This window comes from Methylopila henanensis (genome assembly GCF_042681025.1).
Classification (GTDB): domain Bacteria; phylum Pseudomonadota; class Alphaproteobacteria; order Rhizobiales; family Methylopilaceae; genus Methylopila; species Methylopila henanensis.
Genome location: NZ_JBHUER010000004.1, coordinates 90416 through 114312, shown reverse-complemented (window position 1 = coordinate 114312; position 23897 = coordinate 90416). Strand labels below are relative to the sequence as shown.

Annotated in this window: 23 protein-coding genes and 1 other RNA gene; 13 read left to right on the top strand and 11 right to left on the bottom strand. The window is 70.8% G+C overall.

Annotated features, from left to right (window positions below):
- The first annotated feature begins 2 nt into the window (after positions 1 to 2).
- The 4 genes from ACFSCV_RS06850 (at position 3) to ACFSCV_RS06835 (ending at position 3676) form a co-directional block, all read left to right on the top strand.
- A complete protein-coding gene (locus ACFSCV_RS06850) occupies positions 3 to 944 on the top strand; it encodes an electron transfer flavoprotein subunit alpha/FixB family protein (RefSeq protein ID WP_378798275.1) in 942 nt (313 codons plus the stop codon).
- A 120-nt stretch (positions 945 to 1064) separates the two neighbouring features.
- Positions 1065 to 1946, top strand: a complete 882-nt coding sequence (locus tag ACFSCV_RS06845) for a 3-hydroxybutyryl-CoA dehydrogenase (protein ID WP_378798273.1) — start codon at positions 1065 to 1067, stop codon at positions 1944 to 1946.
- 76 nt (positions 1947 to 2022) lie between these two features.
- Positions 2023 to 2217: a hypothetical protein gene (locus tag ACFSCV_RS06840; RefSeq protein ID WP_271200412.1), complete on the top strand. Its 195-nt coding sequence runs from the start codon at positions 2023 to 2025 to the stop codon at positions 2215 to 2217.
- Positions 2218 to 2422: 205 nt separating this feature from the next.
- Positions 2423 to 3676, top strand: coding sequence for a GGDEF domain-containing protein (locus tag ACFSCV_RS06835; protein ID WP_378798270.1), 1254 nt, complete (start codon positions 2423 to 2425; stop codon positions 3674 to 3676).
- A gap of 27 nt (positions 3677 to 3703) precedes the next feature.
- Here ACFSCV_RS06835 and ACFSCV_RS06830 read toward each other — a convergent pair whose 3' ends face one another.
- The 8 genes from ACFSCV_RS06830 to ACFSCV_RS06795 form a co-directional block, all read right to left on the bottom strand.
- The gene (locus ACFSCV_RS06830) at positions 3704 to 3889 is read right to left on the bottom strand and encodes a DUF2065 domain-containing protein (protein ID WP_378798268.1); all 186 of its coding nucleotides are present in this window, start codon (positions 3887 to 3889) and stop codon (positions 3704 to 3706) included.
- On the bottom strand, positions 3886 to 4806 hold the full coding sequence (gene hflC / locus ACFSCV_RS06825; RefSeq protein WP_378798266.1) for a protease modulator HflC: 921 nt from the start codon (positions 4804 to 4806) through the stop codon (positions 3886 to 3888). Before hflC ends, ACFSCV_RS06830 begins: the two co-directional genes overlap by 4 nt.
- The gene (gene hflK / locus ACFSCV_RS06820; protein WP_378798264.1) at positions 4803 to 6083 is read right to left on the bottom strand and encodes a protease modulator HflK; all 1281 of its coding nucleotides are present in this window, start codon (positions 6081 to 6083) and stop codon (positions 4803 to 4805) included. Before hflK ends, hflC begins: the two co-directional genes overlap by 4 nt.
- Before the next feature lie 160 nt (positions 6084 to 6243).
- Positions 6244 to 6771: a dihydrofolate reductase gene (locus tag ACFSCV_RS06815; RefSeq protein WP_378798262.1), complete on the bottom strand. Its 528-nt coding sequence runs from the start codon at positions 6769 to 6771 to the stop codon at positions 6244 to 6246.
- Positions 6768 to 7139, bottom strand: a complete 372-nt coding sequence (locus ACFSCV_RS06810; protein WP_378798260.1) for a hypothetical protein — start codon at positions 7137 to 7139, stop codon at positions 6768 to 6770. The genes ACFSCV_RS06815 and ACFSCV_RS06810 overlap by 4 nt, the downstream gene beginning before the upstream one ends.
- Before the next feature lie 155 nt (positions 7140 to 7294).
- Complete coding sequence (locus tag ACFSCV_RS06805) at positions 7295 to 7783, bottom strand: GNAT family N-acetyltransferase (RefSeq protein WP_378798258.1); 489 nt, start codon at positions 7781 to 7783, stop codon at positions 7295 to 7297.
- Positions 7780 to 8574, bottom strand: coding sequence for a thymidylate synthase (locus ACFSCV_RS06800; protein ID WP_378798820.1), 795 nt, complete (start codon positions 8572 to 8574; stop codon positions 7780 to 7782). The genes ACFSCV_RS06805 and ACFSCV_RS06800 overlap by 4 nt, the downstream gene beginning before the upstream one ends.
- Before the next feature lie 99 nt (positions 8575 to 8673).
- A complete protein-coding gene (locus ACFSCV_RS06795) occupies positions 8674 to 10344 on the bottom strand; it encodes a methyl-accepting chemotaxis protein (RefSeq protein ID WP_378798256.1) in 1671 nt (556 codons plus the stop codon).
- 137 nt (positions 10345 to 10481) lie between these two features.
- Here ACFSCV_RS06795 and ssrA point away from each other — a divergent pair.
- The 5 genes from ssrA to ACFSCV_RS06770 all read left to right on the top strand — a co-directional run bounded on the left by ssrA (position 10482) and on the right by ACFSCV_RS06770 (position 13579).
- Positions 10482 to 10839: a transfer-messenger RNA gene (ssrA, locus tag ACFSCV_RS06790) on the top strand.
- Positions 10840 to 10926: 87 nt separating this feature from the next.
- Entirely contained in the window at positions 10927 to 11448 is a 522-nt protein-coding gene (locus ACFSCV_RS06785) for an SspB family protein (protein WP_378798255.1), read from the top strand.
- Positions 11449 to 11550: 102 nt separating this feature from the next.
- Complete coding sequence (gene fumC / locus ACFSCV_RS06780) at positions 11551 to 12942, top strand: class II fumarate hydratase (RefSeq protein ID WP_378798253.1); 1392 nt, start codon at positions 11551 to 11553, stop codon at positions 12940 to 12942.
- A gap of 71 nt (positions 12943 to 13013) precedes the next feature.
- Positions 13014 to 13208, top strand: coding sequence for a DUF4169 family protein (locus ACFSCV_RS06775; protein WP_378798251.1), 195 nt, complete (start codon positions 13014 to 13016; stop codon positions 13206 to 13208).
- A gap of 137 nt (positions 13209 to 13345) precedes the next feature.
- Positions 13346 to 13579 carry a ribbon-helix-helix domain-containing protein gene (locus tag ACFSCV_RS06770; protein ID WP_378798818.1) on the top strand — a complete coding sequence of 78 codons (234 nt, stop codon included), beginning with the start codon at positions 13346 to 13348 and terminating at the stop codon, positions 13577 to 13579.
- A gap of 6 nt (positions 13580 to 13585) precedes the next feature.
- Here the strand turns inward: ACFSCV_RS06770 and ACFSCV_RS06765 are convergent, their stop codons facing one another.
- Positions 13586 to 17203 (bottom strand): AsmA family protein, encoded by a 3618-nt coding sequence (locus ACFSCV_RS06765; protein ID WP_378798249.1) that lies wholly within the window; start codon positions 17201 to 17203, stop codon positions 13586 to 13588.
- A gap of 70 nt (positions 17204 to 17273) precedes the next feature.
- Positions 17274 to 18677, bottom strand: a complete 1404-nt coding sequence (locus ACFSCV_RS06760; RefSeq protein ID WP_378798247.1) for an FAD-binding oxidoreductase — start codon at positions 18675 to 18677, stop codon at positions 17274 to 17276.
- A gap of 150 nt (positions 18678 to 18827) precedes the next feature.
- Between ACFSCV_RS06760 and ACFSCV_RS06755 the strand changes: the two genes are divergently transcribed.
- Positions 18828 to 19304 (top strand): acyl-CoA thioesterase, encoded by a 477-nt coding sequence (locus ACFSCV_RS06755; protein ID WP_378798245.1) that lies wholly within the window; start codon positions 18828 to 18830, stop codon positions 19302 to 19304.
- Between the two features lie 61 nt (positions 19305 to 19365).
- Here the strand turns inward: ACFSCV_RS06755 and ACFSCV_RS06750 are convergent, their stop codons facing one another.
- On the bottom strand, positions 19366 to 19749 hold the full coding sequence (locus tag ACFSCV_RS06750) for a DUF1236 domain-containing protein (protein WP_378798243.1): 384 nt from the start codon (positions 19747 to 19749) through the stop codon (positions 19366 to 19368).
- 289 nt (positions 19750 to 20038) lie between these two features.
- On the opposite strand from ACFSCV_RS06750, the gene ACFSCV_RS06745 reads away from it, so the two are divergent.
- The 3 genes from ACFSCV_RS06745 (at position 20039) to ACFSCV_RS06735 (ending at position 23852) form a co-directional block, all read left to right on the top strand.
- Entirely contained in the window at positions 20039 to 22408 is a 2370-nt protein-coding gene (locus tag ACFSCV_RS06745) for an ATP-dependent helicase (RefSeq protein ID WP_378798241.1), read from the top strand.
- The gene (locus ACFSCV_RS06740; protein ID WP_378798239.1) at positions 22408 to 22902 is read left to right on the top strand and encodes a hypothetical protein; all 495 of its coding nucleotides are present in this window, start codon (positions 22408 to 22410) and stop codon (positions 22900 to 22902) included. The genes ACFSCV_RS06745 and ACFSCV_RS06740 overlap by 1 nt, the downstream gene beginning before the upstream one ends.
- 77 nt (positions 22903 to 22979) lie before the next feature.
- On the top strand, positions 22980 to 23852 hold the full coding sequence (locus ACFSCV_RS06735; protein ID WP_378798237.1) for a 50S ribosomal protein L11 methyltransferase: 873 nt from the start codon (positions 22980 to 22982) through the stop codon (positions 23850 to 23852).
- Positions 23853 to 23897 lie beyond the last annotated feature (45 nt).

The window sequence follows — 23897 nt, the reverse complement described above, 5'->3', positions numbered from 1 at the left end:
CCATGACGACCCTGCTCCTCGCCGACCATCACGAAGACCACCTCGGCGACGCCACCGCCAAGGCGCTGACCGCGGCCAGAGCGCTGGGCGCGCCCGTGCACGTGCTTGTCGCCGGCAAGGGCCCGCGCGGCGCGGCGGACGCCGCGGCCAGGCTCGAGGGCGTCGAGAAGGTGCTGCTCGTGAACGGGGAATCCTACGGCCATGGCCTCGCCGAGCCGTTCGCGGAGCTCATCCTTGGCCTGATGGGCTCCTATGACGCGCTTGTGGCCTCGTCCTCCACGACCGGGAAGAACATCCTGCCGCGCGTCGCCGCCAAGCTCGACGTGATGCAGATCTCCGACATCACCAAGGTCGAAGGCCCCGACACGTTCGAGCGGCCGATCTACGCCGGCAACGCGCTCCAGACGGTCAAGTCGAAAGACCCGAAGAAGGTCATCACCGTCCGCACGGCCTCCTTCGCGCCGACGGGCGACGGCGGCTCGGCCACGGTCGAGGAAATCTCGGGCGCGGCCGACCCTGCGCTGTCGAGCTTCGTGGGCGAGGACCTCACCCAGTCCGACCGGCCGGAGCTCGGCTCCGCCAAGGTCGTGGTCTCGGGCGGGCGGGCGCTCGGTTCGGCCGAGAAGTTCAAGGAGGTGATCGAGCCTCTCGCCGACGCCTTCGGCGCCGCGATCGGCGCGAGCCGGGCCGCGGTGGACGCGGGCTACGCGCCCAACGACCAGCAGGTCGGCCAAACCGGCAAGATCGTCGCCCCCGAACTCTACGTGGCCCTCGGCATCTCCGGCGCGATCCAGCATCTCGCCGGCATGAAGGACTCGAAGGTCATCGTCGCGATCAACAAGGACGAGGACGCGCCGATCTTCCAGGTGGCGGATTACGGCCTGGTGGCCGATCTCTTCGCCGCGGCGCCGGAGCTGCAGGCGGAGCTCGCCAAGGCCAAGTGACGAACCGCAGCGCCGGAAGAACCCTCTTCCGGCGCTGGTTTTGTGCGTTGCAATAACTATAATTATCCGGCGCGCCGTATGAGGCGCGCCAAGGACCCAAGAAACGGCCAGGCGGATCAAATGGCGACGGAGATTGGCAGGATCGGCGTGATCGGCGCCGGCCAGATGGGCAGCGGCATCGCGCATGTCTGCGCGCTCGCAGGCCTCGACGTCTCCTTCAACGACATCGACCAGAGCCGGATCGCCGCGGCGATCGAGCGGATCGACCACAACATCAAGCGTCAGGTCGGCAAGGGCGCCGTCACTGACGCGGACCGCGCCGCAGCCCTTGCGCGCATCCACCCCGTCAGCACCTACGCCGACCTCGCGGACTGCGATCTGGTGATCGAGGCCGCGACCGAGGACGAGCAGATCAAGCGGAAGATCTTCTCGGAACTCTGCCCGACGCTGAAGCCCGAGACGATGGTCGCGACCAACACCTCGTCGATCTCGATCACGCGGCTCGCCGCCTCGACCGACAGGCCCGAGCGCTTCATCGGCATCCACTTCATGAACCCGGTCCCGGTGATGCAGCTCGTGGAGCTCATCCGCGGCATCGCGACCGAGGACGAGACCTTCGACAGCGCTCGCGCGCTGATCGACAAGCTCGGCAAGACGGTCGCCGTCTCCGAGGACTTCCCGGCCTTCATGGTCAACCGCATCCTGCTGCCGATGATCAACGAGGCGATCTACACGCTTTACGAGGGCGTGGGCTCGGTCGACGCCATCGACACCGCCATGAAGCTCGGCGCCAACCACCCGATGGGGCCGCTGCAGCTTGCGGACTTCATAGGCCTCGACACCTGCCTGTCGATCATGCAGGTGCTGTACGAGGGGCTGGCGGACAGCAAGTACCGCCCCTGCCCGCTTCTGGTGAAATACGTCGAGGCCGGCTGGCTCGGGCGGAAGACGCAGCGCGGCTTCTACGACTACCGCGGCGCCGAGCCCGTCCCCACGCGCTGATCGATCGCTCATCACGTTAGCTTTGCGTTAATCCGGGCGCCTCAAGGTACCTCCCCACGCCGTGAGGAGGGACGCCATGGAGATCGGTTCGCTTGCGGCCTCCGCCGTCGCCACGTCGGCGCAGCAGACCCGCGACGGCTTCACCATCGCCGCGCTCAAAATCGCCAACGAACAGCAGCAGGCGGTCGCCGGTCTGGTCGCCCAGGTGGCCGAGACGGTGAAGGCCCAGACTCCCGACGGCGTCGGCCGTCTGCTCGACGTCAGCGCCTAGATCGCGGTGCAGGCCGGCGGCCGGGCGTCGTTCCGACGCCCTCCCGCCGCGCGGTTGAGCGCCGCCCGCACGACCGACCCCTCGGCCGCACACGCGTTCCACGGCCGCGCGACCGCCCGTCGGCGGCCAGCCTCAAGACGTGGCCTGCCGTTTGCTCAGCCCAAAAAAGGCGACCAGACGTGAACAGACGGCCATGGCGATTCGCATGATGACATCGGAGGCCACAGGACGGGCGGCCTATCTGGACGCGGTTCCTTCCGATCCGGGTTTCGCTGAAGCGATCGAGGCCCTGACGCGCGTGCGGACACGGGAGCTGCGGCTGCCGCCGGCCATCCACGCGGCGTTTCGTCATGCGACCTGGCCAAGTCGCAAGAAGATCATCAGGGCGTGGCTGGTCTCGATCGCGATCCTGAACGCGCTGTGCTTTCCGCTCGACCCGCTGCTCGCTGACCAGAACGCCTTCGGAGCCTTCGCCGCGGCGCGGTTCGGACTGACCGTGTTCCTGCTGGCGGCCGCATGGCTGATCCACGCCATGGCGAAACCCGGGCTCGAGGGCGTGATCGTCATCGTGTGCTGCGCGGCGGTCATGTTTGTCGCCGGCGCGACCGGCCTCAGCTACGGGCCCGAGCTGACGGAGCGTTACATCGTCCACGCCGCCTTCGTCGCAGGCAGCGGCGTCATGGTCACGCGCATCGCATGGCGCGACACTCTTATCCTGACCGGCGTCTCGATCGCCCTGTTCTGCGGGTTCCTGCTCCAGATCCCCGATCCCCCGCTGTCGACCAACGAAGCGGCGCAGATGGCGCTGTTCTATGGCGGCGGGCTCGCAGGCCTCACCTTCGCGCGCCGCGCCCACGACCGGCTGCATTACCGCGTCTTCGTGCTGACGATGAGCGAGCGGCTGAAGATGCGTGAGATCGAGGCCGTGAACAGCCGGCTGTTCGCCATGGCGCGGACCGATCCGCTAACCTCGCTGTCGAACCGGCGCCATTTCGACGAGGTGTTCGGAGCCCTCAGGATCGGGGCCGACGAGCGCTCGACGATCGGTCTCTTCATGATCGACGTCGACCGCTTCAAGCAGCTCAACGACGAACTCGGCCACGCCGCCGGCGACGAACGGCTCGCGGCGGTCGCCGGCCTGATCCGATCGGAGCTCAGGGAGGGGGTGGACTTCGTCGCGCGTTTTGGCGGGGAGGAGTTCGTCGTCCTGCTGCCGGACGTCGTGCTGGAGGAAGCCCGCGCGATCGCCGAGCGGGTGCGCGCGAGCGTCGAGAACCGGGCGCTCGTGAATCCGGGCGGCCTTGCGGGCGTGGTGACGGTGAGCATCGGCGTCGCGGCGGCGCCGCCCGGCCGGCTCGAGCGCCTGATCGAGGAGGCGGACGCCGCGCTCTACGCGGCCAAGCAGCGCGGGCGCAACCGGGTCGAGCTGGCGGCGGGTCAGGCCGCCGAGACCGCCTGAAGCCCAAGCCGGCTCAAGCGCTTCCGGTCAGCCCCGCACGAACCAGACCACGACCAAGCCGATCACGGCGCAGCCGACGCCGAGCGCGCGCAGCGCGCCGTCGTCGGTTTCGAGAATGTGGGCGCAGGATCTCTTCGCCGCCGCGGGAAAGCCCGCGAACAGGACGCCCTCGATCACGAGCACGAGACCGAGGGCGGCGAAGAAGTCGATCATTGCGGCGCGGGCGTTCCAGCCGGTGCCGCCGGACGGGCCGGCGCGGGAAGGCCGCCCGACTGCTCGAAGAAGCGGAAGAAGGCGCTGTCGGGCGCCAGCACCAGCCGGGTGCCGGCCCTCATGCTCTTCTCATAGGCGTCCATCGAGCGGGAGAAGGCGAAGAACTCCTGATTGGCGCCGAACGCCTCCGCGAGGATGCGGGTCTTCTCGGCCTCGCCCTGGCCGCGCTGGATCTCCGCGTCGCGGTTCGCTTCGGCCACGATGACCTGCGCGTCGCGCTCCGAGCGAGCCCGGATGCCCTGCGCCTGCTCGGCGCCGCGGGCGCGGATCTGGGCCGCCTCCTGGGCGCGCTCGGACTGCATGCGTTCGAACACCGCCTTCGAGTTCTGTTCCGGAAGGTCGGCGCGGCGGATGCGGACGTCGACGATCTGGATGCCGAAGCGATCGGCCTCGCGGTTCGCCTGATCCCGGATGCGCGCCATGATCTGATCGCGGCGGTCCCGGACGACGTGCTCGAAATTGTTGGAGCGGATAGCTTCGAGCAGAGCGTCGGTCAGCACCGCCGTGAGCCGGACGTTCGCCTGCTCCACCGACGCCGACACCGCCTGCCGGAAGCGGAGCGGGTTGGTGATCCTGTAGCGGGAGAACGCGTCCACCACGAGCCGCTTCTGGTCGTTCGCGGTCGCCTCCCGCTCGGGCAAATCGAGATCGAGGATGCGCTTGTCGATGCGCACCACCGTCTCGATGAATGGCACCTTCACGTGCAGGCCCGGCTCCGTGACGGTGTCGACCGGCTGGCCGAAGCGCAGCACGATGACCTGCTCGGTCTGGGCGACGGTGTAGAGCGCGCTGTAGCCCGCCACGAGAGCGGCGACCGCGAGGATGGCGAGGAAGCCGCCGAGAATGTTGCGGTTCACTGGTTCGCTCCCGCGCCGGCGCGCGGCGCCTGCTGCTGACGTTGCTGTTGCTGCTGCTGGCCGCCGAGCTGGTCGAGCGGCAGGAAGGGCACGACGCCCTGGCCGGAGGCCTTGGGATCGATGATCACCTTGTCGACCGCGCCCATCACACGCTCCATCGTCTCGATGAAGATGCGCTCACGGGTCACCTCGGGCGCCTTGCTGTACTCGGTCACGACCTGCGAGAAGCGCGAGGCCTGACCCTGCGCCTCGGCGACGATCGCGGCCTTGTAGCCCTCCGCGCGTTGCAGCGTCTGGGCCGCCTGACCGCGGGCCTCGGGCACGATGCGGTTGGCGTAGGCCTGCGCCTCGTTGGTCAGCCGGATGCGGTCGGCCTGCGCGGCCTGGACCTCGCGGAAGGCCCCGATGACTTCGCCCGGAGGCGCGATCTTCTGGAGCTGGACCTGCGCGATGTCGATGCCGGCGTCGTAGCTGTCGAGCGTCTTCTGCATCAGCTCGCGCACCGCCGCCGCCGTCACCGCCGCCGACTGGACGTCTTCGGGCTTGCGCACCGGCTCTACGGCGGGAGCGCCCGGCGTCGTCGGCTGCGCCGTGACGTCGGTCTCGGGCGTGCCTTCGGTCAGGATCTGCTGAAGCCGCGACCGTCCCACCACCTCGCGCATCGCGCTTTCGGCGACCGCCTTGATCGTGCTTTCCGGATTCTGGAGATTGAACAGATAGTCCGCTGCGCCGCTGGGGCGGCCGCTGGTGGGATCGGCCGGCTTGATCATCCAGACGACCGAGAAGTTGACGTCGACGATGTTCTCGTCGCCCGTCAGCATCAGGCTTTCCTGCGGCACTTCACGGCTGGTCGCCGACCGCGCGCCGCCGCTCACCGCGGTGCGCATGCCGACCTCGATCGAGTTCTGCGCGGTGACCTTGGGCGTCAGCACCGTCTCGATCGGGTAAGGCAGATGGTAGTTCAGGCCAGGTTGCGTGGTGCGGTCATACGCGCCGAACTGCAGCACGATGCCTTCCTCGTCCGCCTCGACCCGGTAGAAGCCGGAGACGGCCCAGGCGACCACCGCGACCGCCACGAGCGCGAGCACGCCGCGACCGCCGCCGCCCCCGCCGGGCAGCACGGTGCGCAGGCGTTCCTGGCCGCGACGGATCAGATCCTCCAGATCGGGCGGATTAGGCCCGCCCTGCTGCTGGGGACCCTGCCCCCACGGGCCGCCGGGCTTGTTGCCCCACGGTCCGCCGCCGCCGCCACCACCACTCTGGTTGCTCCAGGGCATCGAACGTCCTTCTGGCTGGCGGCCCCGAGGGAGCCGCACGACCTCACGAGCCGCGCTTATAGGCGACCGCTCCCCGCCATTCAACGCGAAGAGACTCTTAGCGCTCCGCGAGGTGGCGCCGCGAGCGCGCGAAATCAATCCTTCGCGACGACGCAGCCGATCACGAGCGCTTCAGCCCGCGCTCGCGCACGAGGTCCCGGAAGGTGAAGGCGAACTCGTCGCGCGGGCCCGCGGCGTGCGCTTCGCGGAACGTCTCGCGCCATTGCGCGGGGTCGTATTCGGGGAACAGCACGTCGCCGTCCGGAACGGCCGCGATCTCCGTCAGCCGCATGCGCTCGGCGAGCGGCAGCGTCAGCGCGTAGATCTCGCCGCCGCCGGCGCTGATGATCTCGTCCGCGCCCATCTCCTCCGCCAGCGCCTCGGCGAGGCCGAGCGCATCCTGGAGGTCGTGGGCGACGTGGACGCCGGGCTCGCTGAAGGTACGGTCGCGCGTCAGCACGATCGTCTGCCGGCCGGGGAGTGGACGGCCGATCGCCTGATGGTTGCGGCGGCCGACGATGAGCGGCTTGCCCATCGTCACCGCTTTGAACCGCTTCAGATCGCTGGAGATCCGCCACGGCATGTCGTTGTCGCGGCCGATCACGCGATTTAGGGCGACGGCCGCGACGATGACGATCGGGAGGGTCAATTGATCGGGCGGCCGCGCAGGCAGAGCGGCGTCCAGAGAGCCTGAACCGTGCGCGTGTCGTCGGCGCCGAGCGTCTCGATCGCGGCGTCCCCGGCGTTGTAACGGTAGACGAAGCGCACCAGGCTCGGCTTGTCGCGGCCGATATAGATCGTCGCCTGGCCGCAGACGGCCTCGTCCTTGCCGTTGGTGCGGCGCCGGAAATTCTCGAAGCCGAAGCGCGCCGGCTGGCCGGCGTAGGCCGACTTGAGCTTGGCGCGCAGCGTCTCCTCGGTCTGCGCGAACAGCTGCGGCGTGCTCTGCGCCAGCGCGACCGTCGCCCCTGTCATGACCATCACCGCGGCCGCCGCGGTCCGTGCCCAGAAAAACATCGTCGTCCGTCCTCGCCCTCGCGCGATCTCGCGCGACACCCCTCGCCGCGGCCGCCGGTCGAGTCGCCGCCCGGCCGCAACGTCCTTTCGCGATACACGTTCCGATCCTTCGCCGCCATCGCTTAAGGCTCGCCTAAGCGTCGCGTGACCGGCCTTCACTCCTGCTTCGCGCCGCCGAGAGCCGCCAGCGCCCCGCCGTCGAGCCGGTAGCCGGTCCAGCCCTCGACCGGGCGCGCGCCGAGCCCCTGATAGAACTCGATCGACGGCGCGTTCCAGTCGAGCACGGACCACTCCAGCCGGCCGAGCCCTTCGTCGCGGCAGCGTTCCGCGAGACGCGCGACCAGGGCCTTGCCGAGTCCCCGCCCGCGGAACTCCGGACGCACGAACAGATCTTCCAGATAGATCCCGTGCCGGCCGCGGAAGGTCGAGAACGTGTAGAACCAGAGCGCGAAGCCCGCCGGCGCGCCGTCCCAGTCGACGATCTCGCAGAACACGCGGGGCTGCGGCGCGAACAGCGCGGCGGCGATGTCCGCCTCGGAGGCCGCGACCTCATGGGTCAGCTTCTCGTAGACCGCGAGCTCGCCGATCAGCGCGTAGACAAGGCTGGCGTCCGAAGGGACGGCGGCGCGAAGCGAAACGCTCACACCGCCACCGGCGCCTTGATGGCGGGATGGGGATCGTAGCCCTCGAACACGATGTCGTCGAAGCGGACGTCGAACACCGAGCGCACGGCCGCGTTCAGGCGCAGCTTCGGCAGCGGACGCGGCTCGCGCGCAAGCTGCTCGCGGGCCTGGTCGAGATGGTTGAGGTAGAGATGGGCGTCGCCGAGCGTGTGCACGAAGTCGCCCACGGCGAGCCCGGCCTCATGGGCGACGAGGTGGGTCAGCAGCGCATAGGAGGCGATGTTGAACGGCACGCCGAGGAAGACGTCGGCCGAGCGCTGGTAGAGCTGGCAGGACAGCCGGCCGTCGGTCACGTCGAACTGGAACAGGCAGTGGCACGGCGCGAGCGCCATGGCCGGGACGTCGGCCGGGTTCCAGGACGAGACGATCAGCCGGCGCGACGACGGATTGCGCTTCAGCTCCGCCAGCACGTCCTTCATCTGGTCGATGGTCCGTCCGTCGGGCGCGGCCCAGGAGCGCCACTGCCGGCCGTAGACCGGACCGAGCTCGCCCGAGGCGTCCGCCCACTCGTCCCAGATCGTGACGCCGTTCTCCTGCAGGTAGCGGACGTTGGTGTCGCCCGCGAGGAACCACAGCAGCTCGTGGACGATCGACTTCAGGTGCAGCTTCTTCGTCGTGACGAGCGGAAAGCCCTCCGTCAGGTCGAAGCGCATCTGGGCGCCGAACACCGACAGGGTGCCGGTGCCGGTGCGGTCGTCCTTGCGGACGCCCTCTTCGAGGATCCGCCGGAGAAGGTCGAGATAGGTCTGCATGCCCGGGCCGTGACGCGTGTGCCAGCCGGCGCACCATAGCACCGAGGGCGCCCGCGTCAGCAGGCGCCCTCCCATGCGTCCACAGCTCTGGCGCCGATGTCAGGCGGCGCGCACCTCGTGCAGGAAGTCGTCGACCTCCTTGCCGAGCTGCGAGGACTGCTGGGCGAGCTCGCCCGCCGCGATCCGGAGCTGGCCGGCGCCGGCGCCGGCCTGGTCGGCCGCGATACGGACCTCGTCCATGTCCTGGCTGACGCGCTGCGTGCCGCGGGCGGCCTCGCTGACGTTGCGCGCGATCTCGTTGGTGGCGGCCTGCTGCTCCTCCACCGCGGCGGAGACGCTGGTCGCGATCTGGTGGACTTCGCCGATGGTGACGCCGATGCCCTCGATCGCCTGGACCGTCTCGCGGGTCGCGGCCTGGATCGCGTTGATCTGCGCCGTGATCTCCTCGGTCGCCTTGCCCGTCTGGCCGGCGAGCTGCTTGACCTCGGCAGCGACGATCGCGAAGCCGCGGCCGGCTTCGCCCGCCCGCGCCGCCTCAATGGTGGCGTTGAGCGCGAGCAGGTTGGTCTGCTCGGCGATCTCGCGGATGAGCTGCACGAACTGGCCGATCTTGTTCGAGCCGTCGACGAGCTGGCGCACGCAGGCGTGGGCGCTGTCGACGTTCGCGACCGCGGCGGAGGCCGCCTCCGTGGTGCGGGCGACCTGCGAGCCGATCTCGCCGGCGCAGGCCGCGAACTCCTCGGCCGCCGCCGCCACCGCGTTGACGTTTGCCGCGGTCTCGTTGGCGACGGCGAGCACGGCGCCGGACTGCGCGTTGGTCTGGTCTGCGTTGGCCGCGAGCGAGCGCGAGGTGACCTCGAGCTCCTGCGCCGCCGCCGCAAGCTGCTGCACCAGTTCGCCGACGCTGCCCTGGAAGCGGCCGGCGAGCCCGTTCATCTCGGCGCGGCGGCGTTCGATCCGCGTGCGCTCGCTCTCGGCCTGCTCGGCGCGCAGGCGTTCGGCCTCGCGCATCTCGCGGGCGAAAACCTCCATGCTGCGGGAGATGTCGCCGACCTCGTCCTTCGAGGCGCGGGCCGGCGGCAGGTTGAAGTCGCCCGCGGCGAGCTTGCCGAGCGCCGCGGCGACCTGCTGCAGCGGAGCGGCGATCTGCCGGTGCGCCACGACGCCGGCGATCGCGAGCGCCAGGCCGGTGCCGCCGAAGCTGACCAGCAGGATCAGGGTGAGCCGCTCGTCGAAGAGCGCGTCGGAGCGGTCGTGGACATCGGAAACCGCCTTTTGGCTCCGCTCGGTCATCGCGTCGACGCTGGCCTGGAACGCCTGGCGGTTGGCGCGGTTCGCCTCGTTGTTGCCCTGCTCGTTGGCCGCTTGGGGCGAGACTTCGACGCCAAGCCGCGCGGTTTCGGTGCGGAAGGTCTTGAACCCGGCGGCGCTGGCCGTGACCGCGTCGAACAGGCCGCGGTCCGCCTCCGGCACGGTCGGCGCCCAGCTTGCGAGCAGCGCGTCGATGTCGGCGAGGCCGGCGAGGATGCCCTCGCTGAACTTCCGGGCTTCCGCCGTGCTGTCGGCGCTGTAGACGCCGCGCGACTCCATGACGACGCGCGTCACCAGCCGGTTCAGCCGCTCGCTGTTGAGCGCCTGTTCGGCCGCGCTCTTCACGTCGTCGACGGAATCCTCCATCGCGTGCAGGGACGACAGGCCGATGGCCGCCGTCAGCAGGGCGACGGCGCCCAGCCCGCCCACCAGCATGAAAATCTTCGACCGAATGCGCACGACCTTCTGGCCTCCCGCCTCGGGCCCGCCCCTGCGGAACCCGGCGCGCGCAGGCTAGCGTCGCATCCTTAAAAATTGATCGACGGTTGAAAGGACGCGTTAGCGAAAACGGTCCGCGCGGCCTGCGACGCGGTGGGGGGCTTCCGGTGCGCCACGGGCACGCCTATATTCATGGGCGTCGGGCTTGCCCGACTATGGTGATAAACGGTCGCCGCAATAAACCCTTCGGACCCGGGGGCAGCACCCGGCGCCTCCACCGAAGCCCATGGTCCGCCGTGGGTTTCGGCGGGGGCGAAACAGGATCGACGGGGGCGTAAAGGGCGAGCTTTCACCCGGCATGGCACCGCCGTTATCGGGCTCAATCTATAGTTGCCAACGACAACTATGCTCCGGTTGCTCAGGCCGCGTGAGCGGTTTGAAAAACCAAATTAAAGTCCTAAGGGGTTAGCTCTTTTAGGCGGGGTTCGGAGGTACCTGGCAACAGAAACCTCCACTTCTCTTTTGACGCCGGCGACGCCGAATTTCCGCCTGCGACAGCCGGCGCGGTGTTTCCCGGTCGTCGAATCCGGTTATGTGGCAGACATGACGACCGAGCAGACGCCGCCCGCCCAGGACTTCATGCGCTACGACCTGCTGACGCAGAAGGCGCTGCGGGGCGTCGTGCGCGACGTGCTGTCCCGGGTCGCCCGCGAAGGCACGCCCGGCGAGCATCACTTCTACATCTCCTTCCGCACAACCGATCCGGACGTGAAGCTCTCGAACCGCCTGCGCGAGCGCTACCCGGCCGAGATGACGATCGTGCTCCAGCACCAGTTCTGGGACCTCGAGGTCTCGGACTACGGCTTCGAGGTCGGCCTGTCGTTCGGCGGCGTGCCGGAGAAGCTCGTGGTGCCGTTCGAATCGGTCACCGGATTCTTCGATCCGTCGGTCCAGTTCGGGCTGAAGTTCGACAATCCGGACGCGGCCGAGAGCGAGGACGCGGTCGAGGCCGAAGCCGAGGAGCCGACCGAGGCCGCCGCGGCGGAGCCGGACGACGCCGCCGGGACGCCCGCCGCGGACGGCGGCGCTGAGGTCGTAAGCCTCGACAAGTTCCGCAAGAAGTAAGCTCTCCCCGCATGGCGTGACGCGGCGCGAAGGCGCGTGCTAAGCACCGGACCGCGGCGCGTTGACGCGCCGATCCGGTCCATCCAGCACGAGAGCCGCGCCATGACGTCGACCCGCACCGAAACCGACAGCTTCGGGCCGCTCGAGGTCCCCGCCGACAGGTATTGGGGCGCGCAGACCCAGCGTTCGCTGCAGAACTTCAAGATCGGCGGCGAGACCATGCCGAAGCCGCTCATCCGCGCGCTCGGCGTGGTGAAGCGCTCGGCGGCGCTCGCGAACCGCGAGCTCGGCGTCCTCAAGCCGGAGCTCGCCGACGCGATCGCGAGCGCGGCGCAGGAAGTGATCGACGGCAAGTTCGACGACCACTTCCCGCTGGTGGTCTGGCAGACCGGCTCCGGCACCCAGTCGAACATGAACGCGAACGAGGTGATCTCGAACCGCGCGATCGAGATCCTGGGCGGCGAGCTCGGCTCCAAGAAGCCGGTGCATCCGAACGACCACGTCAACATGAGCCAGTCGTCCAACGACACCTTCCCGACCGCGATGCACATCGCCGCCGCCGAGGAGATCGAGAACCGGCTGATTCCGTCCCTCAAACACCTCGAGGACGCGCTCGACGCCAAGGCGAAGGCGTTCGAGCACATCATCAAGATCGGCCGCACCCACACTCAGGACGCCACGCCGCTGACGCTCGGGCAGGAGTTCTCCGGCTACGTCGCGCAGATCCGCCTCGGCGTCGCGCGGGTGAAGGAAGGGCTCCAGCACCTCTATCCGCTGGCCCAGGGCGGCACGGCGGTCGGCACCGGCATCAACGCCAAGATCGGCTTCGCCGAGAAATTCGCCGAGAAGGCGGCCGAGATCACCGGCCTGCCCTTCGTCACCGCGCCGAATAAGTTCGAGGCGCTCGCCGCCCACGACGCCTATGTCTACGCCCATGGCGCGCTGAACGCCGTCGCCGCCGGACTGTTCAAGATCGCGAACGACATCCGGTTCCTGGGCTCCGGCCCGCGCTCCGGGCTCGGCGAGCTGATCCTGCCCGAGAACGAGCCGGGCTCCTCGATCATGCCGGGCAAGGTCAACCCGACCCAGTGCGAGGCGCTGACGATGGTCTGCGCCCAGGTGTTCGGCAACAACGCCGCCGTGACCTTCGCCGGCAGCCAGGGCCATTTCGAGCTGAACGTCTTCAAGCCGGTGCTCGCCTACAACATGCTGCAGTCGATCCGGCTGATCGCGGACGCGGCGGTCAGCTTCGCCGACAACTGCGTGGTCGGCATCGAGGCCGACGAGGTCCGCATCGCCGACCTGATGGGCCGCTCGCTGATGCTGGTGACCGCGCTCGCGCCCACCATCGGCTACGACAACGCCACCAAGGTCGCGAAGACCGCGCACAAGAACGGCACGACGCTGAAGGAGGAGGCCGTGAAGCTCGGCTTCGTCACGGCCGAGGAGTTCGACCGCGTGGTGCGGCCGGAGACGATGATCAAGCCGGGCTGAGGCCCGGCCATCGGGCGCCGGGCCGTCTCGGCGCTCGATTTCCTGCGCGCGGGCGTGTAAAACGCGCCGCGATGGCCGACATCGTCAATCTGCGCCAGGCGCGCAAGCAGCGAAAGCGGGACGCGAAGGAGGCGGGGGCCTCCGAGAACCGCATTCGTTTTGGCCGCAGCAAGGGCGAGAAGGCTGCTGAGGCCGCGCGGCGCGAGCAGACGGCGCGGCTTCTCGACGGGCACCGCCGAGAGAATGGGGGCGACGCAGACGCATGAACCGGGTTTCCGAAGCCATCGACCTGGCCGAAGCCAACGCCCCGCGCGCGGGCGACGGCATCCTGATGACCGATCTTGGCGCCCCCGCTGGCCTTCCGGACGGCGCCTTCAGCGGCGGCGAGGTCGCGAACCCCGACATCGTCAAGCGCTCGATCGTCGTCGCCGGCCACAAGACCAGCGTCAGCCTCGAGGACGCCTTCTGGCACGCGCTGAAGGACATCGCGCGTGAGCGCGGCCAGTCGCTGCGCAGCCTCGTCGCGGAGATCGACGCCGGCCGCAAGGGCGGCAACCTGTCCTCGGCCGTGCGCCTGCATGTGCTCGACCACTACCGCCGCCGGGCCGGCGCCGCGGCGAGCGTCGCGGGCGTCTGAGCCGCCTCAGCGGAGCTGCGGCGGAGCGCCCGTCAGCGGATCGGCCGACGCGCCCGGTCCACCGGGCGGGGTGATGTCGATCGCGGGCGTCAGCGCCGGAGTCGCGGGGCCGATCTCGGGACGCGGCGGCGCCTGAAGCGCGGCGCGAGCGCGCTCCTCCGCCTCCTGCCGCCGTCGCTCCTCCTCGACCGCCCGCGCGCGCTCCTCGTCGGCGCGCCGCTTCTCCTCCGCCCGTCGTTTCTCCTCGGCGACCGCCCGCTCGCGCGCGATTCGGGCGCGCTCGCGCATCTCCGCCTCCATCGCCTCGATACGCCGGGTCTCGCGCTCGACCGCCCGCACCGACAGCCAGCCGGTGAGCGCGGTCGCGTCGACCCGTCGCTTCGGCGTCGCGAGCGGCCCCTCGAAGGCGACCGTCGCAGCCTGCGGCGCGTCCGGCCGGCGGGGTGCCAGACCGAGCGTCGCGTCGAGCGTGAGCCGCGACAGGTCGAGGCTTATCGCGCCGCCGAGCCGCGCGGGCCCGCCACCGTCGTCGAGCGCGCCGGTGCGGACCACGCCGCCCGAGACCGTGAAGGGCGCCGACGCCCGCGCGAGGACGAGGTCGCCGCCCGCAAACGCGCGATCGAGTTCGGCCGCGATCTTCGGCGCCTCGAGCGGCAGGCCGGCGATCACCCTTGGCTCGATCCGGTCGAGGGCCGCCGGGTCGAGCCTGCGCACCACGCCGTCGCGCAGCGAAATCTGGCCCGCGCCGGACAGGGTCGCGACGATCGCCCCGAGCGTCCGGCCGGAGCCCTGGACGTCGGCCGCGACGTCGACCACGCCGGCCACGGGAGAGGCCGGCTCGGAAAGACCTGCGAGCCGCTCGATACGGGCGCCGGTCAGCTTCGCGCGCAGGGCGACGGTCGCGTTGGCGTCGGGGCGCCCGACGTCGAGCGACGCGTCGAGCCGGCCGCCGGCGAAGGCGGCGGAGAAGTCGCGGATCGCGATCGAGCCGGGCCGGGCCCCGAAGGTGAAGCGCGCCTCCGTCGCGGCGCGGCCCGGCGCGACATCCACGGATTTCGCCGTCACCGCGAGGCTGCCTGCGAGGCCCTGCAGCGGCGAGGGGCCGAACGGTTGCGACGGCCAGACCGGGCGTCGCGCGCTGGCCGCGGGCGCAAGCGCGTCGGGCGACAGCGCGACGCCGAGGACGGCGGCCAGCGGCAGGTTGTCGAACGCCAGTTCGCCCTCCACCCCCCGGCGCGGATCGACCGGGGCCAACAGCCGTCCGGAGACCGTTCTGCCGGCGATCGCCCCCTTGAGCCCGTCCAGCGCGACACCGTCGCGGCCGAGCGAGACGCGCGCCGCGAGGTCGACGGGAATCGCGGGCGCCGCGCCCGGCACGAGCCGGCCCAGCGCCTCCAGCGCCCCGGTGACGTCGCCGGAGGCGAGCGTCGCGTCGGCGGCCGCGGTCCAGGATCCTCCCTCCCCGGCGGCCGCCTCGCCGCGCCCGGCGAGATCGAGGCCGAGCGCCCGCGCGCGCGCCTCGCCCGCCATCCGCCGCGCCGGAACGCCCTTCAGGTTCAGGCTGACCTCGCCGCCCTCGGCCTGCGCGACCGGGCTGAGCGCCAGACCTGCCAGCGCCGCGAGCCGGCGTCCGTCCGGGCTCGTCAGCCGCGCCGTCAGCTCCGTCTCCGCGTCGGGCGAAAAGGCCGGCGCGGCGTAGCGCGCCTCGATCGCGCCGCCGGCGAGCCCGCCGGTCACGGTCGCCACGCCGCCGTCCTCGGCGATCGTCACATCAATCGACAGCTTCACCGGCGCGAGCTCGGACGACCGCGCTTCGATCGCGGCCACGGCCGCCTCCGGCAGGCCGGCCGCGCGCGCGAGCGTGAGAAGGCCGCGGAGATCATCGCCCTCGATGTCGAAGGCGAGATCGCCGTCCTGCGCGGCGGCCGCGATTCGGCCGGCGCCGGACACCTTGACGCCGCCGGCGTCCCCGACGAGCAGCTTGCGGACGTCGAGCCCGTTCTTGTCGACGGTCGCATCGATCTCGACGTCCTCGAAGGCCACGCCCAGCAGCCGCAGCGCCTTGGCGTCGAGCGCCAGCATGAGGTCGACGCCGCCGCCCCCGCGGGCCGCCGATCGGATCAGCCGGTCGAGCCCAAGCGCGTCGAGATCCAGCCGGTCCGCGCTGAGCGCCGCCTCGACGCGCTCCCGTTCGCCCCGCTCCGCCGCGCGCCAGGCGATGCGTCCGGAGCTCGCGGCGCCGTCGGCCGTCACGCGGGCGTTCTCGACGGTGAGCCCGCCGATGCGCGCCGTGACGTCGCCTTTGACCGCGAGCTTTCGGACCGCCGCGCGCCCGTCGACACCGCCGCCTTCGAGCCACCGCCGGAAGGCGCCGAGGTCGCCGGTCGAGAAGTCCACGGATCCGGCGAAGCCCGGCGCCTGCCCCATGAAGGCGATCGCGCCGCGGGCGCCGAGCGCGGCCTCGCCCGGAAGCTGCGCCGTCAGGCGGCCGATCCGCCAGGCGCCCTTGTCGCTGACGAGTTCGGCGCGCAGCCCGCGCACCACGTCGCCTGCGAGCAGAAGCCCGCCGAGATCGACCTTCACGGCGCCGTCGAGCGCGGGATGCGCCACAGGTCCCAGCCGCTGCAGCAGCGCCTCGATCCGCGCCGCCGGCCCGCCGCCTCCCAGGTCGAGGCTGCGGTCGAGATCGATCTGGCGGGAAGCGAGCGCGAGGTCGAAGCGTGGCGCGGAGCCGAGCGTCAGCGCGCCCTCGCCGCCGAGCCGGACCGCCCGCTCGTCCGGGCCGTAGACAGCGTCGATCGCCTCGAATCCGAGACGCCCGGGATCGCCCGCCACTTTCGTCGCGAGCCGCCACGGCGGAGCCTTCGCCGCCGCCTGCTCCGGGGTCTCGCCCTCGCCCGGCCGCGGGGTCGGGCGCGCGAGCGCCGCCTGACCCTCGAAGCGCGGCTTCGCGCCGACCGTCAGAAGGCCGTCCGCGTCGAACGTTTCAGGTCGCCCGTCGATCGTCGCGGCGAGCTTGAGCCGCAGCGCGCCGGCCGCGTCCGCGCGTCCCGTCGACAGCTTCAGCGCGGCCCGGCCGAGCGGCGTGCCGGCGGCGCCCTCGAAGCGGAACGGCCCTTTCAGCGAACCGGCCTCGGCGATCCCCGTCAGCCCCGTCAGGGCGATGCGGCCGGCCGGCGCCGCGACGTCGATCCGGCCGTCGACGATCTCGGCCCGCTCCAGCGCGATGCTGGTCTCCTGCGCAGCCGACGCGGCGCCGCCGGGCCACTTCACCGCGCCGTCGGCCCCGACCGTGACCGACAGCCGCGGCCGCACGATCCGGACGCTCTGCGCGACCACGTCGCCGCGGAGCAGCGGGCCGACGCCGAGCGTGATCTCGATCTCCGCGGCCTGAAGCCGGGCGTCCGCCGCGCCCGCGGCCACGTCGCGGAAGCGCACATAGGGGCTCGGCAGCAGCCGCGCGTCCACCGCGCCGGACACCGTCACCGGCGCGCCGACGATCCGGCTCGCCTGACGCTCGAAGTCGGCGCGGTAGGCGTTCCAGTCGACGAACCACGGCCCCACCAGCGCGGCGACGAGCGCAAGCACGAGCGCGAGCCCCAGACCGGTGAGGGTGTTGTTCACGTGAAAGCCTATGTCCGTCCGGCGTTTGGCGGCCGCCCCGCCCCGGCGATCTTATACGTCGCAGGGCGGCTCAAGGAGTCACGATCTTGCCGGGATTCATGATGTTCAGCGGATCGAGCGCCCGCTTGATCGCGCGCATGGCGTCGAGCGCGCCGCGCCCATGCTCGGCCTCGAGATACTTCATCTTCGCCTGTCCCACGCCGTGCTCGCCGGTGCAGGTGCCGCCCATGGCGATCGCCCGCTCCACGAGACGGCCGAGGAAGGCTTGTCCGGTCGCCACCTCCGCGGGGTCCGACATGTCGAACAGCGGCTGGCAATGGAAATTGCCGTCGCCGACATGGCCGACGATCGGCGAGACGACGCCGGAGCGCGCGATGTCGCGCTTGGTCTCAGCCACGCATTCGGCCAGCCGCGAGATCGGCACGCAGACGTCGGTCGGCACGCAGCGCGCGCCGGGGCGCAGCGCGAGCGCCGCCCAGAACGCGTCGTGCCGCGCCGCCCAGAGCCGGGTGCGGTCCTCCGCCCGGGTCGCCCAGTCGAACGGCCCGCCGCCGAGCTCGCGCGCGATCTCTCCGAAGCGGGCGGACTGCTCCTTCACCCCCTCCTCCGTGCCGTGGAACTCGAGGAACAGCGTCGGGACCTCCGGCAGCGCGAGCTTCGAGTAGAGGTTCACGGCGCGGATCTGCACCTCGTCCAAGAGCTCGATGCGCGCGACCGGCAGGCCCGACTGGATCGTCGCGATGGTCGCGTCGCAGGCGGCCTCGACGGTCGGGAACGGGCAGACGCCGGCCGCGATCGCCTCCGGAATCCCCTGAAGCCGGAGCGTCAGCTCGGTGATCACGCCGAGCGTGCCTTCCGCGCCGACCAGAAGCCGGGTGAGGTCATAGCCGGCCGACGACTTCCGCGCCCGGCCGCCCGTGCGGATGATCTCGCCCGAAGGGAGCACCGCGGTAAGTCCCAGCACGTTGTCCTTCATGGTGCCGTAGCGCACCGCGTTCGTGCCGGAGGCGCGGGTCGAGGCCATGCCGCCGAGGCTCGCGTCCGCGCCGGGATCGATGGGGAAGAACAGGCCCTGGTCACGCAGATGCTCGTTCAGGCGCTTGCGGGTGACGCCGGGCTGGACGACCACGTCGAGATCCTCGGCGTGGACGGCGACCACCGCGTCCATCCGCGCGGTCGAGATCGACACGCCGCCATAGGGCGCGTTGACGTGGCCTTCGAACGAGGTGCCGGTTCCGAACGGCACCACCGGCACGCCATGGCCTGAGCAGACCGACACGATCTCGGCGGTCTCCTCGGTCGTCTCGGGGAACACGACCGCGTCCGGCGGCTGCGGCTCGACCCAGGTCAGGGTGCTGGCGTGCTGCTCGCGCACCGCCTTCGAGGTGGAGAGCCGCGGACCGAACCGGGCGGCGAGACGTTCGAGCGCGGCGCCGAGCGCATCGGCTTCGGGACGGGCGGCGAGAGCGGGCATGGGAGCGGACGGAATCCTTCGAGGCGACGCCACGGGCGGCGCGACCATAGGAGCATTCGCGCCCGGCCGCGACATCCGGCCCGCGGCTCGCTTTCAGGCGGCCGCTGTCGTAACCCTGCGGCGCCGATCGCAGCCCGAAAGCCCGACCGCATGACCGACCCCGCCTTCGTCACCCCGCCGCTCGCGATCGAGGCCTCCTATCTCGACCACAACGGCCATGTGAACATGGCCTATCATCTGGTTCTGGCGGACACGGCGCTCGACCTCGCCTTCTCGGCGTTCAAGGCGGGGCCGGAGTTCGGCGAACGCGGCCTCACCACCTTCGCGGGCGAGATGCATGTGCGCTACCTCGCCGAGATGAACTTCGGCGACGAGATCGTGGGGCGCGTCATCCTGATCGAGTCCGACGCCAAGCGGGCGCGCTGGGCGGTCGAGCTGGTGCGCCGGCCGGACGGGACGGTGGTGACGACGGTCGAGGGCGTGTCGCTCGTGGTCTCGCTCGAGACGCGGCGCGTCGCGCAATGGCCGGACGACGTGCGCGCGCTGATCGAGGCGACCGTCGAGCGATGCCGCCCCGCCGCGGCGGAACTCGACTGGCTCGGCCGTTCGGTCGGGATGCGGCGCTGACGCAAAAAACCCCGCGCCCAGGGCGCGGGGTTCGCAAAGGGCCCATCAAAGCCCGCTCAGGTCATTCGACGACTTCGATCACCTGCCGATCCTGGTCGACGATGTAACGCTTGTCGTTGACGATCGTGTAGCTGTAGTCGCTGTCCGGCACGCGGTAGACCTCGACGGTCTCCGGCAGCGGCTTGCCGACGACGACCTCGCCCTCATAGACGACGGACGGGCGCTGCTCCTGGACGACGTAGGTGCGGACCTGCTTCGGCGGCGCGATCAGGGTGCCGGCCACGGCGCCGGCGACGCCGCCGACCGCGGCGCCCACGGGGCCGCCGACCACCGCGCCGGTGACCGCGCCGCCGGCGGCGCCGGACACAGTGCCTTCCTGAGCGAAGGACGCCGCCGGGACGGCGAGGGCGAAGGCGGCGCCAAGAACGGCTGTGCGGATGCGCATGGACTGAAGTCTCCTCATGTTGATCGGCAAAGCAACGCCGCCCAGATGAAATTGGTTCCTTGAACTGGACCGAAGCTTCTTCGCCCGGAAAGTCACGTGCGGACGCAGGCGGCGACTTTCACTTCAATACATGCCCGAATGCTTCCGGAACCGCTTGTCCGCAGCCTCCTGCGCCCTAGGCGCGCCGCGCGCTCGCATTTCGGACCTTCCGGCGCCATTTTGTTCTCCTAGACGACTTTCGAGTCGCGCAGAGCTTTCGCCGCGCGCCCGTCCGGAGCTTATCGACGCCTTGTCCGACTTCCACGACCGTCCGTCCGACGACCTGACGCTGCCGGCGCCCCGCGCCGGCGGCATCGCCGCGCGCGCGGCCGCCGCGCTCCGTCCGGCCGGCGCGCCCGATTATCTGCAGGGCCTGAACCCCGAACAGCGGGAAGCGGTGGAGACGCTCGACGGCCCGCTGCTGGTGCTGGCCGGCGCCGGCACAGGCAAGACCCGCGTGCTGACCACGCGCATCGCCCACATCCTGGCGCTCGGAAAAGCGCGGCCGTTCGAGATCCTCTCCGTCACCTTCACCAACAAGGCCGCGCGCGAGATGCGCGAGCGGGTCGGCAAGCTGCTGGGCGAAGTGGCCGAGGGCATGCAGTGGCTCGGCACCTTCCACTCGATCGGCACCCGCATCCTGCGCCGCCACGCCGAACTCGCCGGCCTGTCCTCGAGCTTCACCATCCTCGACACCGACGACCAGATCCGCCTGCTGAAACAGGTGCTGGCCGCCGAGAACATCGACGACAAGCGCTGGCCGGCGCGCCAGCTGGCCTTCGCCATCGACGGTTGGAAAAACCGCGCGCTGTCCCCGAAGGACGTGCCGGCGGGCGAGGCCCAGAGCTTCGCGGCCGGGCGCGGCGCCGAACTCTACGCCATCTATCAGGCGCGGCTGCGCCAACTGAACGCGGTCGATTTCGGCGACCTGCTGCTGGAGCCGATCAAGCTGTTCCGCGACCATCCGGACGTGCTGGAGCAGTACCATCGGCGGTTCAAATACATGCTGGTGGACGAGTATCAGGACACCAACGTCGCGCAGTACCTGTGGCTGCGGCTGCTGGCGAAGGGCTCGACCAACCTCGCCTGCGTCGGCGACGACGACCAGTCGATCTACGGCTGGCGCGGCGCGGAGGTGGAGAACATCCTGCGCTTCGAGCGCGATTTTCCGGGCGCGAAGGTGGTGCGGCTCGAACGCAACTACCGCTCCACGGGCCACATCCTGAACGCCGCCTCCCACCTCATCGCCCACAATCAAGGTCGCCTCGGCAAGACGCTGAGGCCCCAGACCGAGCTCGGCGAGAAGGTGACGGTCGCCGGCGCCTGGGATTCAGGCGAGGAGGCGCGCCAGATCGGCGACGAGATCGAGGCGCTGCAGTCCAAGGGCCACAAGCTCGACGAGATCGCGATCCTCGTGCGGGCCTCGTTCCAGATGCGCGAGTTCGAGGAACGCTTCATCACCCTCGGTCTGCCCTACCGCGTCATCGGCGGCCCTCGCTTCTACGAGCGCGCCGAGATCAGGGACGCCCTCGCCTATCTGCGCGTCGTCGCGAGCCCGGCGGACGACCTGGCCTTCGAGCGCATCTACAACACCCCGAAGCGGGGCCTGGGCGACGCGGCTCTGAAGCAGATCGTGGAGGTCGCCCGCGCCGAGGAGATTCCGCTGCTCGAGGCCGCGCGCCGGCTGCTCGACGGGCCCGACCTCAAGCCGAAGCCGCGCGCGACCTTGAAGGAGCTGGCGCAGTCCTTCGACCGCTGGTCGGCGCTCGTCGACAAGATTCCCCACACCGAGCTCGCCGAGCAGGTGCTGGAGGAGAGCGGCTACACCGACATGTGGACCAAGGACCGCTCGGCGGAGGCTCAAGGCAGGCTCGAGAACCTCAAGGAGCTGGTGCGCTCCATGGAGCCGTTCGAGAACCTGCGCGGCTTCCTGGAGCACGTCTCGCTCGTCATGGACGCCGACCGCGGTCCCGGCGAGGACGCCGTCACCATCATGACGCTGCACGCCGCGAAGGGGCTGGAGTTCGACACGGTCTTCCTGCCGGGGTGGGAGGAAGGTCTGTTCCCGCACCAGCGCTCGCTCGACGAGAGCGGCCGCGCCGGCCTCGAGGAGGAGCGCCGCCTCGCCTATGTCGGCGTCACCCGCGCGCGACGTCGGGCCAAGCTGTGGTTCGCCTCCAACCGGCGCATCCACGGCATGTGGCAGTCCTCGATCCCGTCGCGCTTCCTCGACGAGCTGCCGGAGGCCGACGTCGACGTGATCGAGGCGCCGGCCACCTTCGGCGGCGGCGGAATGGGCGGCTCCTACGGCGCCAGCCGCTTCGACCGCGCCGAGCCGTTCAAATCCACCTACGACACGCCGGGCTGGCGGCGCGCGCAGGAGAGCCGCGGCCCCGCCTCCCCCGGCCCCGGCGCCCGCCGCGGCGGGCCGGTGACGATCGAAGGCGAGCTGGTCGCCTCATCCACCGCCAAATCCGCCGGCTTCGGCAAGGGCGCTCGCGTGTTCCACCAGAAGTTCGGCAACGGCACGGTGGTGGAGGTCGACGGCAACAAGCTCACCGTCGCCTTCGACAAGGCCGGCCACAAGCGCGTGGTGGACAGCTTCGTGAAGGCGGCGTGATGCGCGGACGCGCCGCCTTTCTCGTCCTCGCCGCCGCGCTGATGGGAGCGAGCATGCCGGCGCCGGCCCGCGCCTTCGATTTCGACGACTGGGAGAAGAGCGAGGACGCCCAGGGCGTGCTCACCTTCGACTGCGCCAGGTTCGACGCCTGCGGGTCCGGGTCGCGCATCACGGTCGCGAGCGCGTCGGACGGTCCGCCCATCGCCGCCGCGGACTACCGCGCCCAGCACGAGCGCAACGCCTTGGAGCGCCCCGAGCTCCGAGGCAAGGTGACGCTGGGCCCCGCCGCCACGCGTACGGTCCGCGGCTTCGACGTGGTGGAGGTGGAGCGCGAAGTCCGGCTCGCCGGCGGCCTGACCCACCATGCGATCAACGCGATCCTGCACCGCGGCGGCAAGCGCTACCAGATCATCTGCTCGGCCAAAGACAAGGCGATGGCGCGGGCCAATTTCGAGGGCGTGCTGCTGGAGACGATCGCGTTCGTATCCCGCTGACCGGCGTCGCAGGATTGGACGGAGGCGCGCCGATCGCCTATCGGATCGCCAACGCCTCCCGGGAGCCCGATCGTCCCATGTCCACCCCCCTCGTCCGCCTGCGTCTCGACGAGGCGACCGCCAAGCGCGTCGCCGACGTGCTGGAGGACGCCTTTCCGTTCGGCGAAGCCTCGATCGCCGCCTTCGAGGTGACGAAGGACGACTGGTCGGTCGAGGTCTATGGCGGCCCGGAGGCGACGGCGGACGAGCTCGCCGCCGCCCTGCGCGAGGCGCTGGGACCTGAGAGCGCCGGCCTGCGCATCGAGGCGGACGCGATCGAGGAGGCGGACTGGGTGGCGAAGAGCCTCGCCGGGCTCGCGCCCGTGCCGGCCGGCCGCTTCGTGGTCCACGGCTCCCACGACCGCGACAAGGTCCCGGCCGACGTCATCGGCATCGAGATCGAGGCGGCGCTCGCCTTCGGCACCGGCCACCACGGCACCACCCGCGGCTGCCTGCTCGCGATCGACGAGCTGCTGACGGAGCGCCGGTTCGAGCGCGTGCTCGACCTCGGCTCCGGCACCGGCGTGCTCGCGATCGCGATCGCGCGGGCCCAGCAGTCGCCCGTGCTCGCGACCGACATCGACGAGACCTCCGCCCGCATCGCCGGCGAGAACGCCGAGGCGAACGGCGCCGGCGCCTTCGTGGAGTCCATCCACGCCACCAGCTTCGACCATCCCGTCTTCGCGGAGCGCGGCCCGTTCGACCTGATCGTCGCGAACATACTCGCCGGCCCGCTGGTCGAGCTCGCGCCCGATGTGAAGGGCCATCTCGCGCCGGAGGGCCGCGTGGTGCTGTCGGGGCTCATGAACCACGAGGAGGAGCGCGTGCTCGCGGCCTATGTGGCGGAAGGCCTCGCGCTTGTGGGGTCTCGCCAGCTCGAAGGCTGGTCGACGCTTGTGCTCAAGGGGTGAGGGCTCCGCGTCGTCCTCCGGCTTGCGTTCAGATCGGCTTTTGCC